Source organism: Streptomyces sp. NPDC005775, from assembly GCF_042871565.1.
GTDB lineage: Bacteria > Actinomycetota > Actinomycetes > Streptomycetales > Streptomycetaceae > Streptomyces.
The window spans coordinates 206,029-220,996 of sequence record NZ_JBIAIU010000005.1; the positions used below are offsets into that span (position 1 = coordinate 206,029).

Annotated in this window: 14 protein-coding genes; all 14 read right to left on the reverse strand. The window is 72.4% G+C overall.

What is annotated here, in order from left to right; genetic code table 11:
* Positions 1–9: 9 nt before the first annotated feature.
* Complete coding sequence (locus ACFYPA_RS14420; RefSeq protein WP_359080809.1) at positions 10–687, reverse strand: response regulator transcription factor; 678 nt, start codon at positions 685–687, stop codon at positions 10–12.
* Positions 684–1,988: a histidine kinase gene (locus ACFYPA_RS14425; protein ID WP_359312581.1), complete on the reverse strand. Its 1,305-nt coding sequence runs from the start codon at positions 1,986–1,988 to the stop codon at positions 684–686. The genes ACFYPA_RS14420 and ACFYPA_RS14425 overlap by 4 nt, the downstream gene beginning before the upstream one ends.
* 108 nt (positions 1,989–2,096) lie before the next feature.
* Positions 2,097–2,972 (reverse strand): alpha/beta hydrolase, encoded by an 876-nt coding sequence (locus tag ACFYPA_RS14430; RefSeq protein WP_359080813.1) that lies wholly within the window; start codon positions 2,970–2,972, stop codon positions 2,097–2,099.
* Positions 2,973–3,105: 133 nt separating this feature from the next.
* Complete coding sequence (locus ACFYPA_RS14435; protein ID WP_359080815.1) at positions 3,106–3,738, reverse strand: SUKH-4 family immunity protein; 633 nt, start codon at positions 3,736–3,738, stop codon at positions 3,106–3,108.
* Positions 3,739–3,854: 116 nt separating this feature from the next.
* Positions 3,855–5,060: a kynureninase gene (gene kynU / locus ACFYPA_RS14440; protein ID WP_359080817.1), complete on the reverse strand. Its 1,206-nt coding sequence runs from the start codon at positions 5,058–5,060 to the stop codon at positions 3,855–3,857.
* Positions 5,053–5,901: a tryptophan 2,3-dioxygenase family protein gene (locus ACFYPA_RS14445; RefSeq protein ID WP_359080819.1), complete on the reverse strand. Its 849-nt coding sequence runs from the start codon at positions 5,899–5,901 to the stop codon at positions 5,053–5,055. Before ACFYPA_RS14445 ends, kynU begins: the two co-directional genes overlap by 8 nt.
* Before the next feature lie 261 nt (positions 5,902–6,162).
* Positions 6,163–6,576: a DUF3151 domain-containing protein gene (locus ACFYPA_RS14450; protein ID WP_359080821.1), complete on the reverse strand. Its 414-nt coding sequence runs from the start codon at positions 6,574–6,576 to the stop codon at positions 6,163–6,165.
* Positions 6,577–6,641: 65 nt separating this feature from the next.
* Positions 6,642–8,147: an MFS transporter gene (locus tag ACFYPA_RS14455; protein WP_359312589.1), complete on the reverse strand. Its 1,506-nt coding sequence runs from the start codon at positions 8,145–8,147 to the stop codon at positions 6,642–6,644.
* A 138-nt stretch (positions 8,148–8,285) separates the two neighbouring features.
* Positions 8,286–9,452, reverse strand: coding sequence for an aminotransferase class I/II-fold pyridoxal phosphate-dependent enzyme (locus tag ACFYPA_RS14460; RefSeq protein WP_359351351.1), 1,167 nt, complete (start codon positions 9,450–9,452; stop codon positions 8,286–8,288).
* Positions 9,453–9,580: 128 nt separating this feature from the next.
* Positions 9,581–10,612, reverse strand: coding sequence for a class II fructose-bisphosphate aldolase (gene fbaA / locus ACFYPA_RS14465; protein ID WP_359080826.1), 1,032 nt, complete (start codon positions 10,610–10,612; stop codon positions 9,581–9,583).
* A gap of 212 nt (positions 10,613–10,824) precedes the next feature.
* Positions 10,825–11,364, reverse strand: a complete 540-nt coding sequence (pyrE, locus tag ACFYPA_RS14470; RefSeq protein ID WP_359080828.1) for an orotate phosphoribosyltransferase — start codon at positions 11,362–11,364, stop codon at positions 10,825–10,827.
* A gap of 106 nt (positions 11,365–11,470) precedes the next feature.
* A complete protein-coding gene (locus ACFYPA_RS14475; RefSeq protein WP_359312597.1) occupies positions 11,471–12,268 on the reverse strand; it encodes an aldose 1-epimerase in 798 nt (265 codons plus the stop codon).
* A 21-nt stretch (positions 12,269–12,289) separates the two neighbouring features.
* A complete protein-coding gene (locus ACFYPA_RS14480; protein WP_389131925.1) occupies positions 12,290–13,279 on the reverse strand; it encodes an SRPBCC domain-containing protein in 990 nt (329 codons plus the stop codon).
* An 86-nt stretch (positions 13,280–13,365) separates the two neighbouring features.
* Positions 13,366–14,964, reverse strand: a complete 1,599-nt coding sequence (locus ACFYPA_RS14485) for a polyamine aminopropyltransferase (protein ID WP_389131928.1) — start codon at positions 14,962–14,964, stop codon at positions 13,366–13,368.
* Positions 14,965–14,968 lie beyond the last annotated feature (4 nt).

Genomic DNA, 14,968 nt, shown 5'->3' on the forward strand with positions numbered 1-14,968 from the left:
CCACGACTCTCAGGACGGCGTGACCAGCCGGGCCTCGTAGGCGAAGACGGCCGCCTGGGTGCGGTCGCGCAGGCCCAACTTCACCAGGATGCGGCTCACATGCGTCTTGATGGTGGACTCGGCGACCACCAGGTGCGAGGCGATCTCCGCGTTCGACAGCCCCTGGGCGATCAGCACGAGCACCTCCGTCTCGCGCTCCGTGAGATCACCGATCTGGGCGAGGGCCGGCGGCCGCGGGGCCGCGGCGAGCTTGGAGAACTCCGCGATCAGGCGCTTGGTGACCGTAGGTGCCAAGAGCGCCTCGCCCGATGCCACCACCCGCACGCCGTCCGCGAGTTGCCGGGCCGAGGCGTCCTTGAGCAGGAAGCCGGAGGCACCGGCGCGCAGTGCCTGGTAGACGTACTCGTCGAGGTCGAAGGTGGTGAGCACCAGCACCTTCGCGTCCGCGTCGGCGGCGACGATCTCACGGGTCGCCTCGATGCCGTTGAGCTCCGGCATCCGGATGTCCATCAGCACCACGTCGGGACGGAGCGCCGCGACCTGGGCGACGGCCTGGCGTCCGTTGACGGCCTCGCCGATGACCTCGATGCCCGGCATGGCGTTGAGGAGGACCGAAAAGCCCTCGCGGACCATCATCTGGTCGTCGACGATCAGCACCCGGATCGGCGTACCGGCGGAGGCCGTCATGACTGCTCCGCGGCGGAAGCGTCGGACGGGGCCGTCAGCACGGGGATGAAGGCGGTGACCTCGTAACCGCCTTCCGTGGTCGTCTCGGCCGTCATCTCACCGTTCAGCATCGCCACCCGCTCCCGCATGCCCGTGATCCCGTGGCCGGCCCCGGGCGAGGGCTTCACCGGACCGGTCGGCGGACCGTTGACGACGCGCAGCCCGAGCCCACCCAGCACATAGCCGATCTCGACCTTGGCGGTGGCACCCGGCGCGTGCCGCAGGCTGTTGCTGAGGGCTTCTTGAATGATCCGGTACGCCGACAGCTCGACGCCCTGCGGCAGCTCGCGCACCGCACCGGTCACGGTCTTCTCCGCAGGTAGGCCGGCCTCGCCGACATTGGCGAGCAGCCTGTCCAGTTCGGCCAGGGTGGGCTGCGGGGCGTCCGGCGCCTCGTAGTCCTCGGCCCGGACGACGCCGAGGACCCGGCGCAGTTCGGTGAGGGCCGCGACGGCGTTCTCCCGGATCGTGACGAAGGCCTGCTCCAGCTCGGGCGGCGGGTTCTCCACCCGGTAAGGGGCGGCCTCGGCCTGGATGGCGACGACCGACATGTGGTGGGCGACCACGTCGTGCAGTTCGCGGGCGATGGTGGTGCGCTCCTCCAGCAGCGTGCGCCGGTCGCGCTCGACGGCGGTGACGGTGCGCTGCACGGTCACCTCGCGCTCCGCCTCACGACGGATCTGCACCACGCTCACCAGGAGCAGCGCGAACGCGGAGGTCACCGCCATGGCAGCCGTGGACGGCCCGGCGTCCCATCCGCCGACGTTCTCCAGGACCGTGCCGAACAGCACGGTCAGGCCCCACATCCATGCCGCTGTGCGCGGCCTGGTCCTGGCAGCGACGACGACCAGCACCACCAGGTGCGCGAAGAACGTGCTCGGCACCCACGGCCCGTCGGACGTGCCGGCGACCATGCTCACCGGCATGAGCGCCATCGACATCCAGAACGCCCCGACCGGCCGCACCAGCGTCATCCCGACGCACGCGGCGGGCAGCAGCCCCGACACGAGGACTCCGGCGTTGCCGGTGCTGGAGAACCCGATCATGAAGGCGAGCAGCGCGGCCGCCAGGACCACCGCGTGCGGAGTCCACTCGACACGCGCCCGGAGCCGCTCCGACAGCCTCCGGGTCAGCGCCCCGTCGGTCCGCATCGGCCCCAGCGGGCGGTAGGCGAACGCGTCATGGATGAGGTCCTGGCGCAGGCCGCCTATCGCCCCTGCGGCCACCCGGTACTCAGGGCTTCTGGTCTTGGTCTCGGTCACGTTTCCACGGTAGGCGGCGCGGCGCCCCGGGTCGTCAGCAGTGATACGGATCCTGAACCGTCCGTCGCAAGTACTACCGAGGTCCGTCGCGCCGCTTCGGCGGCGGTTCTACCAGGCCAGCTGGGCGATCTCCTCGGCGACCACGGCACACGCGTCGGCCGCCGGGTCGATCAGCGGGAAGTGTCCGACGTCCGGCAGCAGCGTCAGCCCCACCGTCTCGCCCTCCTTCGCCGCCGCGTCGACGAATGCCTCCGAGACCGCCTGCGGCACGGTCAAGTCCGCCGTGCCCTGCACCACCGCCGTCGCGATGCCGGTGGGCAGCAGCAGGGCCGGGTCGGCGTGCGCGCCGCGCTCGGCGAAGTCCTCCGCGCGCCCCAGGAACTGCCCGACCGCGCCGGAGCACACATCGAGCCCGACGGCCGCGGCGAAGTCCGCGATCGGGGCGAGCGCGACCACTCCGCGCAGCGCGGGCGCGCGCGGCAGCCGCCACGGCGAGCCCTCCGGCAGGACGTGCCGGGCAGCGGCCCACAGTGCCAGCTGCCCGCCCGCGGAGTGCCCGGTGACGACGATCCGCCGGGCGTCCGCTGCGGGCAGGTGGAGCGCCAACAGCTCCGGCAGCGCGTCCATCGCCGCCGCGACGTCGTCGAGCGTCTCCGGCCAGCGCCCGGCGACGGGGCCGGAGCCCCGCTGCTGCGGAAGTTCGCTGCCGCGCCGGTACTCGACACTGGCGACGGCCAAGCCGCGCCGGGCCAGGAAGTCCGCGAACGGCGACACATGGAGCCGGTCGTACGGTGCCCGCCACGCCCCGCCGTGCAGGACGACCACGACCGGGGCACCGGCACGCCCGTCGCGCGGGGCGTAGAAGTCGATCACCTGGTCCGGGTGGCTGCCGTAGGCGGCACAGACATCGGGGGCGACCACCGGATGCGAGAACGCCGACTCGGTCTCGGCTGCGTCCTGATCACGCGCGGCAGAATCCGACATGCTGCTCCAACCGTCCCTGTGACATGCCCAACTGGCTTGACCTGCGGGGACGGTATCAGTACGGAGCCCCTCCCCTCCCCGGCGGCGGCAGTCCCGGCCCCGGAACGGACCCGGCGTCAGACCCGCCCCGGCCTCAGACCCTGCCCGGCCGGGAGTAGTACGTGCTGTACAGACCGTCCCGGAGATCACCGAAGAAGAAGACCCAGGGGCTCTCGCTGGACTCCTCCTCGGAGAACGCCACCGGGTCGACGCGAGCGAACTCCTCCTGGATCCCGTCGGCGAAGCGGGCGAGCTCGGCGTACGGCGCGGACTGGTCGCCACCGGCCCACTCACGGTCCACCTTCAGCACCCGCTGGTGCAGCAGTTCCAGCAGGTGCCGGAGGGACGAGAGGTCCGTGTGCACCAGGCGCAGGTCCCCGTCGAAGAGCTCCATCTCGCCGGGGAGGGCGTGCACCGTGCCGTCATCGAGGCCGAGGAAGAGGTACCAGCCCTGAACGGCGCCGAGGAGCAGGATGTTGCCGAACTCCTCCTCGATGATCACCACCTCGTCATCGAGGTCCACGACGGGGCGGCCCCCCTCGACCGCGCAGCCGTCCGCCGCAAGGGCCGGGGCCATCCAGAAGGGGCGCTGCGGAAAACCGATGTCGCACAGGGCGCGGAGATCCTCCGGGCGGTGCACCACATCGTCGAGGACCTCGCGCGAGGCCCGTATGTAGCCGACGCGGTCGCTCGCGGCCCCGCCCTCACCGTCGGCGTCGAAAAGCATCTCCGTGCAACCCCCTGGCCGTCGGCTGTCGTCCCACCCCGTTCTGCGGGTCGCACGGCAGTTCCGTGAACCGTCCGGCGACCGGGGCGAGCCGGTCGCCGGACTGATCCGGCAGCCTACGCCGCCGGAGCGGCCGAAGCGGTCAACACGTCCGCGAGCACCCGCGCCGCACGTTCCGCGTCGGCGAACCCCACGTACAGCGGAGTGAAACCGAAGCGCAGCACGTCCGGCCGTCGCAGGTCCCCGACGACACCGCGCGCGATGAGCGCGCCCATCACGGGTTCGGCGTCCTCGCACCGCAGCGCGACCTGGCTGCCGCGTTCCGCGTGGGAAGCCGGGGTGACGGACACGACCCGGCCCTCGGGGGCGTACGCGGCCACGCACTCCAGGAAGAAGTCCGTCAGCGCCAGCGACTTGGCCCGGACCACGTCGATGCCGACCCCGTCCCAGACGTCGAGGGACGCCTCCAGGGCCAGCATGGACAGGATGTCGGGGGTCCCGACCCGGCCCCGTACAGCGCCGTCCGCGGGCGCGTACCCGGGCGTCATCGCGAACGGGTCGGCATGCGACGTCCACCCCGGCAGGGGCGAGTCGAACGCCGCCTGGTGCCGCTCGGCGACGTACAGGTACGCCGGCGAACCGGGGCCGCCGTTGAGGTACTTGTACGTGCAGCCGACCGCAAGGTCCACCCCATGGGCGTCCAGCCCGACAGGCAGCGCGCCCGCGCTGTGGCACAGGTCCCAGACGGCGACCGCGCCCGCCGCGTGCACGGCGGCGGTGAGGCCGGGCAGGTCGTGGAGCCGGCCGGAGCGGTAGTCGACGTGGTTGAGCAGCACGGCGGCGGTACGCGTGCCGAGCGCGCCCGGCACGTCGGCGGGGGCGACCGGAACGATCCGGTGGCCGGTCATCCGGGCCGCCGACGTGGCGATGTACCCGTCGGTGGGGAACGTCGAGGCGTCGACCAGGATCTCGTCGCGGCCCTCCGGCGCCAGCCGGGTCGCGGCGACGACGGCCTTGAAGACGTTCACGCTCGTCGAGTCGCCGACGACGATCTGGCCCGGGGCCGCCCCGACGATCGGGGCGATGCGGTCGCCGATCCGCTCCGGCGCGGTCCACCAGCCGCTCTCGTCCCAGGACCGGATGCGCAGCTCGCCCCACTCACGGGTGAGGACCTCCTGCAACCGGGCGGGCACGTGGCGGGGCAGGGCGCCCAGGGAGTTGCCGTCCAGGTAGACGGTGTCGTCGAGGGTGAAGAGCTTCCGCAGCGGTGCCAGTTCGTCCGCGGTGTCGAGCGCCTGTGCGCGCTCCTGGAGATCAGACATGGCTGCGGGCCGTCCAGAGCTCGGGGAACACGTTCTTCGTGGCGCGCTTCTCCAGCCAGGCGACACCGGCGGAGCCACCCGTCCCGGTCTTGGAGCCCATGGCCCGCCTGGTGGCGACGAGGTGATCGTTGCGCCAGCGCCAGACGAGCTCGCCCACGTCGGTGAGCACCTCGCCGAGGCGGACCAGTTCATCGTTCTGGTCGGGGTTGGCGTAGATCTCCGCCCACACGGCCTCGACCTGGGGCGACGGCTCGTACTTCAGGCTGAGGTCGCGGCCGAGCACCTCCTGCGGCACGGCGTGGCCGCGCCGGGCCAGGAGGGCGAGTGCCTCGTCGTACAGACCGGGCTCGCCGAGGGCCTTCTCCAGCTCGGCGTGGACGCGGGGAGCGCCCCGGTGCGGCACGAGCATGGACGCGGACTTGTCGCCGAGCAGGAACTCCATCCGCCGGTACATGGCCGACTGGAAGCCGGAGCCCTCGCCGAGTGAGGAGCGGTAGGAGTTGAACTGGGCGGGGGTGAGCTGGGCGAGCGGCGTCCAGGAGGCGTTCAGCGCCTCCAGCTCGCGCAGGGACCGCTTCAGCGCGTCCTGCGCGACGTCCAGCCGGTCCTCGCGCATCGCGTGCGCGGCGGTCTCCCACTCATGGACGATGACGGTGAACCACAGTTCCATGACCTGGGTGGTGACCAGGAAGACCATCTCGCCGGGGTCGTCCGAGCGGAGGTGCTGGAGGTGGGTCAGGACATCCGCCTGGACGTAGTCCTCGTACGGAGTCGTTCCCGCGAAGTCGAGGTGCGGGGTCTGCGCACCGGTGGCTTCGGGGTCGGGGTGGATCGTCGACATTGCTGTCTCCTCGACACGAGCTTCCGGGTAGCGGTCCGCCCCCACCCTGAGGTGGTGGAGCTCCGGTCCCCTGCCCGCATCCTAAGCGGAGATCCGCAGGCCGCGACAGCGCAGAGGCCTGGCGGCCGCGACGCCCCGGAGGCCCGGCGGACGCGACAGCCCGCAGTCCTACGGCCGCGACGGCGCGGAGCCCACGGACAGGACAGCGCGAAGGCCCCGCGGACGTGAGTGTCCACAGGGCCCGGCAGGGGTGCGCGTCGGCTAGCCGAGCGTCTGGGCGGCGGTCGGCGAGGAATCGCGGAGGAACGTCGAGCAGCGCTCGTACTCCTCCTGCTCGCCGATCGACTGTGCGGCGCGCGCGAGGGCGTGCAGGGCGCGCAGGAAGCCACGGTTCGGCTCGTGCTCGAACGGCACGGGCCCGTGGCCCTTCCAGCCGGCCCGGCGCAGGGAGTCCAGGCCGCGGTGGTAGCCGGTGCGGGCGTAGGCGTACGACTCGATGACCCGGCCGCCCTCGAACGCCTCGTCGGCGAGCTGTGCCCAGGCCAGTGAGGAGGTCGGGTACTTCGCCGCGACTTCAGCGGGCGCGGTGCCGGCGGCGAGCAGTTCGCGCGGCTCCGGGTCGTCGGGCAGGTGGGTCGGGGCAGGGCCCCCGAGCAGGTTCTCGTGGATCGACATGGGTTCAAGTGTGCCTGGCACCGGCGCCGCACGGGGCATCCGGTGCGCACGAACCCACGAATCGTCTAAGGGCTGTCCCGGGCGGGTTCCAGCGGGGGACTCGTGACGCCGCAGTGCACGGTGCACTCCGGCTGTGCGGTGTCCTGCACGGCGGCCGGTGGCGTACGCACCGTCGCCCACGCGATGAGGGCGCCGAGGACGAGCAGCCCGGCGCACATCGGCATGGCCCGCCGGAAGGTCGCTGCGAACTCTCCGGCGTCCCGGTAGGCCTCCGGCCCCATGCCGGCGAGCAGCGGCAGGGCGGCCACCGCGATCAGACCGGCGGCGCGGGCGGCGGCGTTGTTGATGCCGCTGGCGAGGCCGGCCCGGCCGGTGTCCACCGAGGCCAGGACGGTCGCGGTGAGGGGTGCCACGAGGGTGACGAGCCCGACACCGAGAACAGCGACGGCAGGGAGCACATCGGTCAGATACCCGGTCACGGAACCGGACCCCGGCCCCACGCGCAGCATCAGCAGCATCCCGGCGGCGGCGATCAGGGGGCCGGCGGTGAGCGGGATGCGGGGGCCGATGCGCCGGCCCAGTTCGCCGGACGAGGCCGAGAACAGCAGCATCAGGACGGTGGTCGGCAGCAGGGCGGTGCCCGCGCCGAGCGCGGAGTAGCCCGCCACGACCTGGAGCTGGATGGCGGAGAGGAAGAAGAAGCCGCCGAGCGCCGCGTACACGCAGAGCGTGACGATGTTGACGGCGGTGAACTGCCGGGACGCGAACACCGACGGCGGCAGCATCGGGTCCGGCCGCCGCCGTTCGGCCTGCACGAACGCGACGCCGAGCAGCACCCCGCCCACCGCCGCACCGATCACGGCCGGGGAGGCCCCCTGCCCCGGCGCCTCGATCAGCGCGTACGTCACCAGAGCGAGCGCGAGGGCGGCGAGAGCGGCTCCCAGGACGTCGAAGCGGCCGTGCTCGTACGGGTCACGGGATTCCGGTACGTGGCGCAGGGCGACGGGCACACAGATCGCGGCGACCGGCAGGTTGAGCAGGAACACCCACCGCCAGCCCGGGCCGTCGACGAGCCACCCGCCGACGAACGGCCCGACGGCGGCACCGACCCCGCCGAACCCCGACCACAGCCCGACCGCGCGGGCCCGGTCGTCCGGGTGGAAGCTCGCCTGGATCAGGGCCAGCGAACCCGGGGTGAGCAGTGCGCCGCCGACACCCTGGAGGGCACGGGCGGCGATGAGCACCTCCGCGCTCGGTGCGACACCGCAGAGCAGCGAGGCGGCGGCGAACCAGATCACGCCGACGACGAAGACCCGTCGCCGCCCGTACCGGTCGCCGAGCGCTCCCCCGAGGAGGATCAGCCCGGCGAGGGTCAGCATGTAGGCGTTGACGGTCCACTGGAGCGCGGCCAGGCCGGTGCCGAAGTCCTCACCGATGCGGGGCAGGGCGACGTTGATGACGGTGGAGTCGAGCATGGCCATGCTCGACCCGAGCACGGTCGTGAGGACGACCCAGCGGCCGGTGGGGGACGCGACGCGGATACCGGGCCCCTCCGCCTCTGACTTCTCCATGGCCTCAGCATCATCGCCGCCGGGCCACGGGGCCAGCCGGGCAGAGGCGAGCCCCTCCGGCGATCGAGGAGCGGGGGGAGCGGGCGGCCGGGGGCAGCGCCCCCGAACCGGACCGCGCCGCACACCCACGCCCCGCCGCTACGCGCCGCCCCGCACCGCCTCCACCCCCCGGATCAACGCCTCCACCCCCGCCAGCACCTTGCTCCGCGCGCACCCCACGTTCAGCCGTACGAAGCCTTCCGCCCCGTACACGCTCCCCGGCATCACAGCGACCCGCTCCCGCTCGACCAGCACGCGCTGGAGCGCCTCGTCGTCCTCGACACCCGCCCGTCGCAGGTCGATCCAGGCCAGGTACCCGGCCTGCGGCGGCTCCCACTCCAGCCCGGGGAACGCCGCGTTCAGCCGCTCCGCGACCAGCTCCAGGTTCCCGGCGACATAGGCGCGCACGGCGTCCAGCCAGGCCGCGCCGTCCCGGTACGCGGCGATGTGCGCGGCCAGCGAGAGCACCGCCGGCGAGGCGAGGCCCTCCGCGGTCTCCATCCGGCGCAGAAACTCCGTCCGGTCCTCCGCGCGGCCGATGATCCCGTACGAGCCGGTCAGCGCGGGGAAGTTGAACGCCTTCGAGGCCGAGGTGATGAGCGCCCAGCGCCCGTCGCCGCCCACCCGCGTCCACGGCACGTGGACGCGCCCTTCGTGCACGAAGTCCGCGTGGATCTCGTCGCTGATCACCGCGACACCGTGGCGCGCGGCGAGCGCGGCCATCTCCGCGAGCTCCGCCTCCGTCCACACCCGTCCCGACGGGTTGTGCGGCGAACAGACCACGAGGACCTTGCTGTCCTCACGCGCGAGCTCCCGCTCCAGCGCGGCCGTGTCGCCGAGGCCCACGCCCCGCAGCTCGCGGCCGAGCCCGGTGACCGCCTTGCGGAAGCCGTCGTACGTCGGGGTGTGGACGACCACGCCGTCGCCCTCGGCCGTCCACATCTGGAGCAGCTGCGACAACTGGCTCAGCACGGACGGCCCGTACACCAGCCGGCCGGTGTCGATCGTGGTGCCGTACCGGCTCGCGAACCAATGGGCCACCGCCGGGCGGAAATCACCCAGTCTCCAGTCCGTGTAGCCGAAGACCCCGTGGTCGAGCCGGGCCCGCAGGGCGGCCAGCACCTCGGGGGCCGTCTCGAAGTCCATGTCCGAGATGGTGAACGGCAGCAGTCCGTCCACTCCGAACCGGTCCGCGACCCCGTCCCACTGCACGCTCCACGTCCCGCGGCGGTCGATGACGGTGTCGAAGTCGTAGGACGTGCTCACAGCTGTTCCCTCACATCGTTCATGCCGGTACGGAGTACATGCCGGTACGGAGTGCGTGCCGCTACGGACATGCCATGGGCCCGGCACCCCGAAGGGGGTACCGGGCCCGCGGTGACATCCGTTCGGACTTACTTCAGCTTGGTGCCGGTGGACCGCAGGTTGGCGCAGGCCTCCGTGACGCGCTTGGCCATGCCGCCCTCGGCGGACTTGCCCCAGCTGCGCGGGTCGTAGACCTTCTTGTTGCCGACCTCGCCGTCGACCTTCAGGACGCCGTCGTAGTTACGGAACACGTGGTCCACGATCGGGCGGGTGAAGGCGTACTGGGTGTCGGTGTCGAGGTTCATCTTCACGACGCCGTTCTCCAGCGCGGTGGCGATCTCCTCGGCGGTGGAGCCGGAGCCGCCGTGGAAGACGAAGTCGAACGGCTGGCTGCCGGCCGGCTTGCCGTACTTGCCGGCGACACCCTCCTGGAGGTCCTTGAGGAGCTCGGGACGGAGCACGACGTTGCCCGGCTTGTAGACGCCGTGCACGTTGCCGAAGGACGCGGCCAGCAGGTAGCGGCCCTTCTCGCCCAGACCGAGCGCCTCGGCGGTGCGGAGCGCGTCGTCGACGGTCGTGTAGAGCTCGTCGTTGATCTCGTGGGTGACGCCGTCCTCCTCGCCACCGGTCGGGGTGATCTCGACCTCAAGGATGATCTTGGCGGCGGCGGCCTTGGCCAGCAGCTCCTGGCCGATGGCCAGGTTGTCGGCCAGCGTCTCGGCCGAGCCGTCCCACATGTGGGACTGGAACAGCGGGTTCAGACCCTTGGCGACGCGCTCCGCGGAGATGTCGATCAGCGGACGGACGTACGTGTCCAGCTTGTCCTTGGGGCAGTGGTCGGTGTGCAGCGCGACCGTGACGTCGTACTTGGCGGCGACGATGTGCGCGAACTCGGCGAGGGCGACAGCGCCCGTGACCATGTCCTTGTTGTACTGGCCGCCCAGGAACTCCGCCCCACCGGTGGAGATCTGGACGATGCCGTCGCTCTCGGCCTCCGCGAAACCGCGCAGCGCAGCGTGCAGGGTCTGCGTCGACGTCACATTGATGGCCGGGTAGGCGAACTTGCCTGCCTTCGCCCGGTCGAGCATCTCGGCGTAGACCTCGGGGGTTGCGATGGGCATCTGTCCGCTCCTTGGGATGTGCGGGTGTGCGTTGCGGGTTCCCTGACCTGGGGGCGACGTCATCGTCGCCCCCATCCTCCCAGACTCTCGCCCCGGCTCCACCTGGCGTCCTCCCCCAGCCTTCCCGGCCTCCTGCTGCAGAGATACGACAAGGGGGGCCGGTTTCACGTGAAACCGGCCCCCCTTGAGGGAAACCGCAGGTCAGGGCAGCATCAGGCCAGGTCGAGGTCCGCAACCGAGTAGACGTGCACATACGGGAGGCCCGCCTCGGCGATGGCCGGAGCCGCACCCCGTTCCACGATCACGGCGACGGCGACGACCTCGCCACCCGCCTCGCGCACCGCCTCGACGGCGGTCAGCGGCGAACCGCCGGTCGTCGAGGTGTCCTCGACAACCAGACAGCGGCGGCCCTTGACCTCAGCGCCCTCGATCCTGCGCTGCATGCCGTGGGCCTTCTGCGCCTTGCGCACCACGAACGCGTCCAGCTCCTGCCCACGGGCGGCAGAGGCGTGCAGCATCGAAGTGGCGACCGGGTCGGCACCCAGCGTCAGCCCGCCCACGCAGTCGTAGTCCAGCTCCTCGGTGGCGTCGAGCATGACCTGACCGACCATCGGAGCGGCCTTGCCGTCCAGCGTGATGCGGCGCAGATCGATGTACCAGTCGGCCTCGAGGCCGGAGGAGAGAGTCACCTTGCCGTGAACCACGGCCTTGTCCTTGATCTGCTGCAACAGCTCAGCACGTACGTCAGTCATGGCTACGAGAATAAGGCGCCCGGCCGCCGCCCGAACGCAGCTCCCGCACAGGCCTCCGGGCCGCCGCCCGAACGCAGCTCCCGCACAGGCCTCGGGGCCGTCGGCCTCAGAGCGTGCGCCAGCTCCAGGTCGTCGCGATCTCCAGGGGCTCGATGGGGGTGACATAGCGGGGCGCGGTGTTCAGCCCGTTCGGCGGCCCCGACTGCGGCTCCACACAGACCGCCTCGTCCTGCTCGTCGTAGACCACGACCCACTCGGTGCGGCTCTTCACCGTGAGCTCCAGCTGCTCCGGCCAGGTGAGGGTCACATCGACGCCGTCGGGCATACCGAAACAGTCGTCCCACGGTCCGGCCGTCGGAGGGATGCGGCGCCCGGTCGGCAGGTGGTTCTCGCCCCGCTCCTCCTGCCACGCGGCGTCGAAGTCGATACGGACGTCCTCGCCGTCGCCGAGGTTGCGCCGGAACCACGGGTGCCAGCCGGCCTGGGCCGGGAACGAGTCCCCGTACGTCTCGACACCGAAAGCCAAGGTCAGTGAGGACTCGGTGAGTTCGAAGGTCTGGGTCACCCGCCCCGGGTACGGCCAGGGGTCGGTCAGGTCGTAGTAGAAGGCGGCTTCCGTCCCGCTCTCCCGCGCCGTGCGCCAGGCCGTGTCACGGCCCGTGCCGTGGATGGCGTGCGGCGGGGCGGTCAGCGGCAGCTGATGCAGCACACCACCGTTGTGGAACTGCCCGTTCTCCGTCCGCCCGCACCAGGGCACCATCGGGAAGCAGCCGTACCGCTCCCCCTGCCGCAGCAGTTCGATGCCGCCGATCCGCAGGCTGCTGATACGGCAGCCGTTGGCGGGGTTCACGGTCAACTCTGCGTCGCCGACGGACAGCCGGACGTCCTTCTCGCTGCTGCTCACACGACGACCCTACTGGCGCCGCTACCTCCGGCGCCGCAGCGCCCGGCCCACCACCACCGCGGAGGCGAGGGCAAGCGCGGCCGCGGGGGCCACCCAGCGGAGCGTGGCGCCCGCACCATTCGCATCGGGTGACGGCACCGGGGCGTACCGGCCGCGCGGCGGAGCGTGGTCGACCTCCTCCGCGCTGCGGCCGATCATGGTGCGCCGGGCATGCGCGGCCTCGGCGGGCGGCCCGTCCGGGACGGTGAACTCGATCCCGGCCACGGGGTCCAGCGCCGACGGCGGTACCGGCGTGTCGAAGACCGAGGCCTGGTCCGGCGGCTGCTCACCCGCCGGCGCCTCGTCCGCGCCGCGCGCGTCGTGCGGGGGAACGGCCTGATCGGCACGCGAGGTGTCGGCCTCCTCGGCGGCCTCCTCGATGGCCTGCTCCACCGCTTCCCCGACGGCCTGCTCCTCGGCGGCGGCCGCACCGGACTCCCCCGCGTCATCCGCCACCGCGCCGCCCGGGGCACTGTCGGACTCCCCGGGTTCCGCGTGCTCCGCGGCCCCGTCCGCCCCTCCGTGCTCGGCGAGGGTCTCCGTCACCAACTGCTGCGCGAAGCGGTCCAGCAGCCGGTGGGCCGCCGACGACGCGGCCGCCGGGTCCAGGTCCAGCAGCCGGCCGTCACCGGTCACCGTGCCCTCGAAGGCGATCGCCGTACCGCCGTCGCGGGCGGCGAGGCGGACGGTCAGGGCCAGCTTCGCCGCACCGCTGCCGCGCGCCTCCGTCCCCTCGCCCGCCACGGACACGCCGTACGAGGCCTCACCGCCCGCCAGCGGGGTGAGCCGCAGCGCACCCCGGTACGTGATGGTGTGGCCGCCGGCCCGGACCTTGAGCCGGCCCGACAACGGGCCCGCGGACGTGTCGGCGTCCTGCTGGAGCCCCGGCACGCAGCGCGCGACCCGGGCAGGATCGCCCAGCGTCCGCCGAAGGGCCGGGACCGGAACCGGAACGAACACCTCATGCTCCATGGGAACCGAGCCTACTCAGCCCCGGCCACCACGTCAGCGCTTCCGCGACCCCGGAAGCCCTCCGCCACCGACCCGGCACGCACCGCTCACCGCTCCTCCCAGTACCGGGGGTGCACCAGCGTGGAAGGAGCCTGGCCCCGCAGCCGCCCGGCCTCGGCCCGCTCCCCCGCCTCCCGCAGCGCGGGGGCCGTCAGGGACCGCAGCGGCGGCGCCCCGGGGTCCAGCCCGAGAGCGGGCGCCACCCCGGGCCCGGCCAGGACGAACCCCCAGCCGCGCACCCGCACCGTCCGGGCCGCCGACCGGTCGGGACCGGCCGCGAATCCGGCGTAACGGCCGCTGACCCGATAGGGGCGGGTGCGCAGCCCCGCCGCCCGAATCGACGCCTCGACCGTCCAGTACGTGCGCGGCCGGCTCACCGCCGGCCCGCCGTGCACCACCAGCCGGCCGCCCGGTGTCAGGGCGCGCGCGACCAGTCCGTAGAACTCCGCCGAATAGAGCTTCGTACTGGCTGAGATCCCCGGGTCCGGAAGGTCCGTGATCACCACGTCGTAGCGGTCGCGCGCCGTCCGCAGCCAGCTGAACGCGTCCCCGGTCACCGCCGTCAGCCGGGGGTCGCGGTACGCGTGCGCGTTCAGCTCGGACAGCGCGTGATCGGTACGGGCCAACCGGGTGACGGCGGGGTCCAGCTCCACCACGGTCACGCTCCGCACGTCCGGGTAGCGCAGCACCTCGCGGGCCGCCAGGCCGTCACCGCCGCCCAGGATCAGCACCCGGGTGTGCTCCCCGTTCATCGCCGGGTGCACGAGCGCCTCGTGGTAGCGGTACTCGTCGCGGGAGCTGACCCGCAGCCGCCCGTCCAGATAGAGGTCGAGGGAGCCCCGGTCCGCGCCGGTCAGTACGACCTCCTGGACCTCGGTCTGCACAGCGACCCGCACCTGGCCCCCGTACACCGCCCGCCGCGCCGCCCGCTCGAAATCGTCCGCCAGCAACGCGGCCGTGGCGAGCACGGCGATCACCGTCACGTTGGCCGTGATCAGCAGCCACCGGGAGCGGGCCGTGAGATCCCGCCGGAACACCCACAGGACCAGCGCCCCGCCCGCCGCCGCGTTGACCGCCCCGGTGAACAGCGCCCCGGTGAGCTGCCCGAGCATCGGAAGCAGCAGGAACGGAAAGGCGAGTCCGCCGACCAGCGCGCCCACGTAGTCGGCGGCGAACAGATCGGCCACCGCGCCGCCCGCGTCCTGCCGGTCCACCCGCTGGATCAGTGTCATGAGCAGCGGGATCTCCGCACCGATCAGGATCCCGATCGCCAGCGAGAACCCGACCAGCGCGAACCGCGACTCCCCGATCCAGGCGAACGAGGCGTAGAGCACCAGTGCGGAGAATCCGCCGACCAGGGCGAGCGCCGCCTCGATCAGGCCGAAGCCGACCGCGGCGCGGCCGCGTAAACGTTTCGCGAGCAGCGAGCCGATGCCCATGGCGAACACCATCACGGACAGCACGACGGACGCCTGAGTGACGGAGTCACCGATCAGGTAGGAGGCGAGCGCGACCAGTTCGAGTTCGTACACCAGCCCGCAGGCGGCGCAGATGAACACGGTGGCCAGCACGAGGTACCTGCCGGTCCTCGGTCGCACGGGAAGCCGCGCCGCGCCCCCTCGCAGCGTCACCTGCTGGTCGATCATGCCG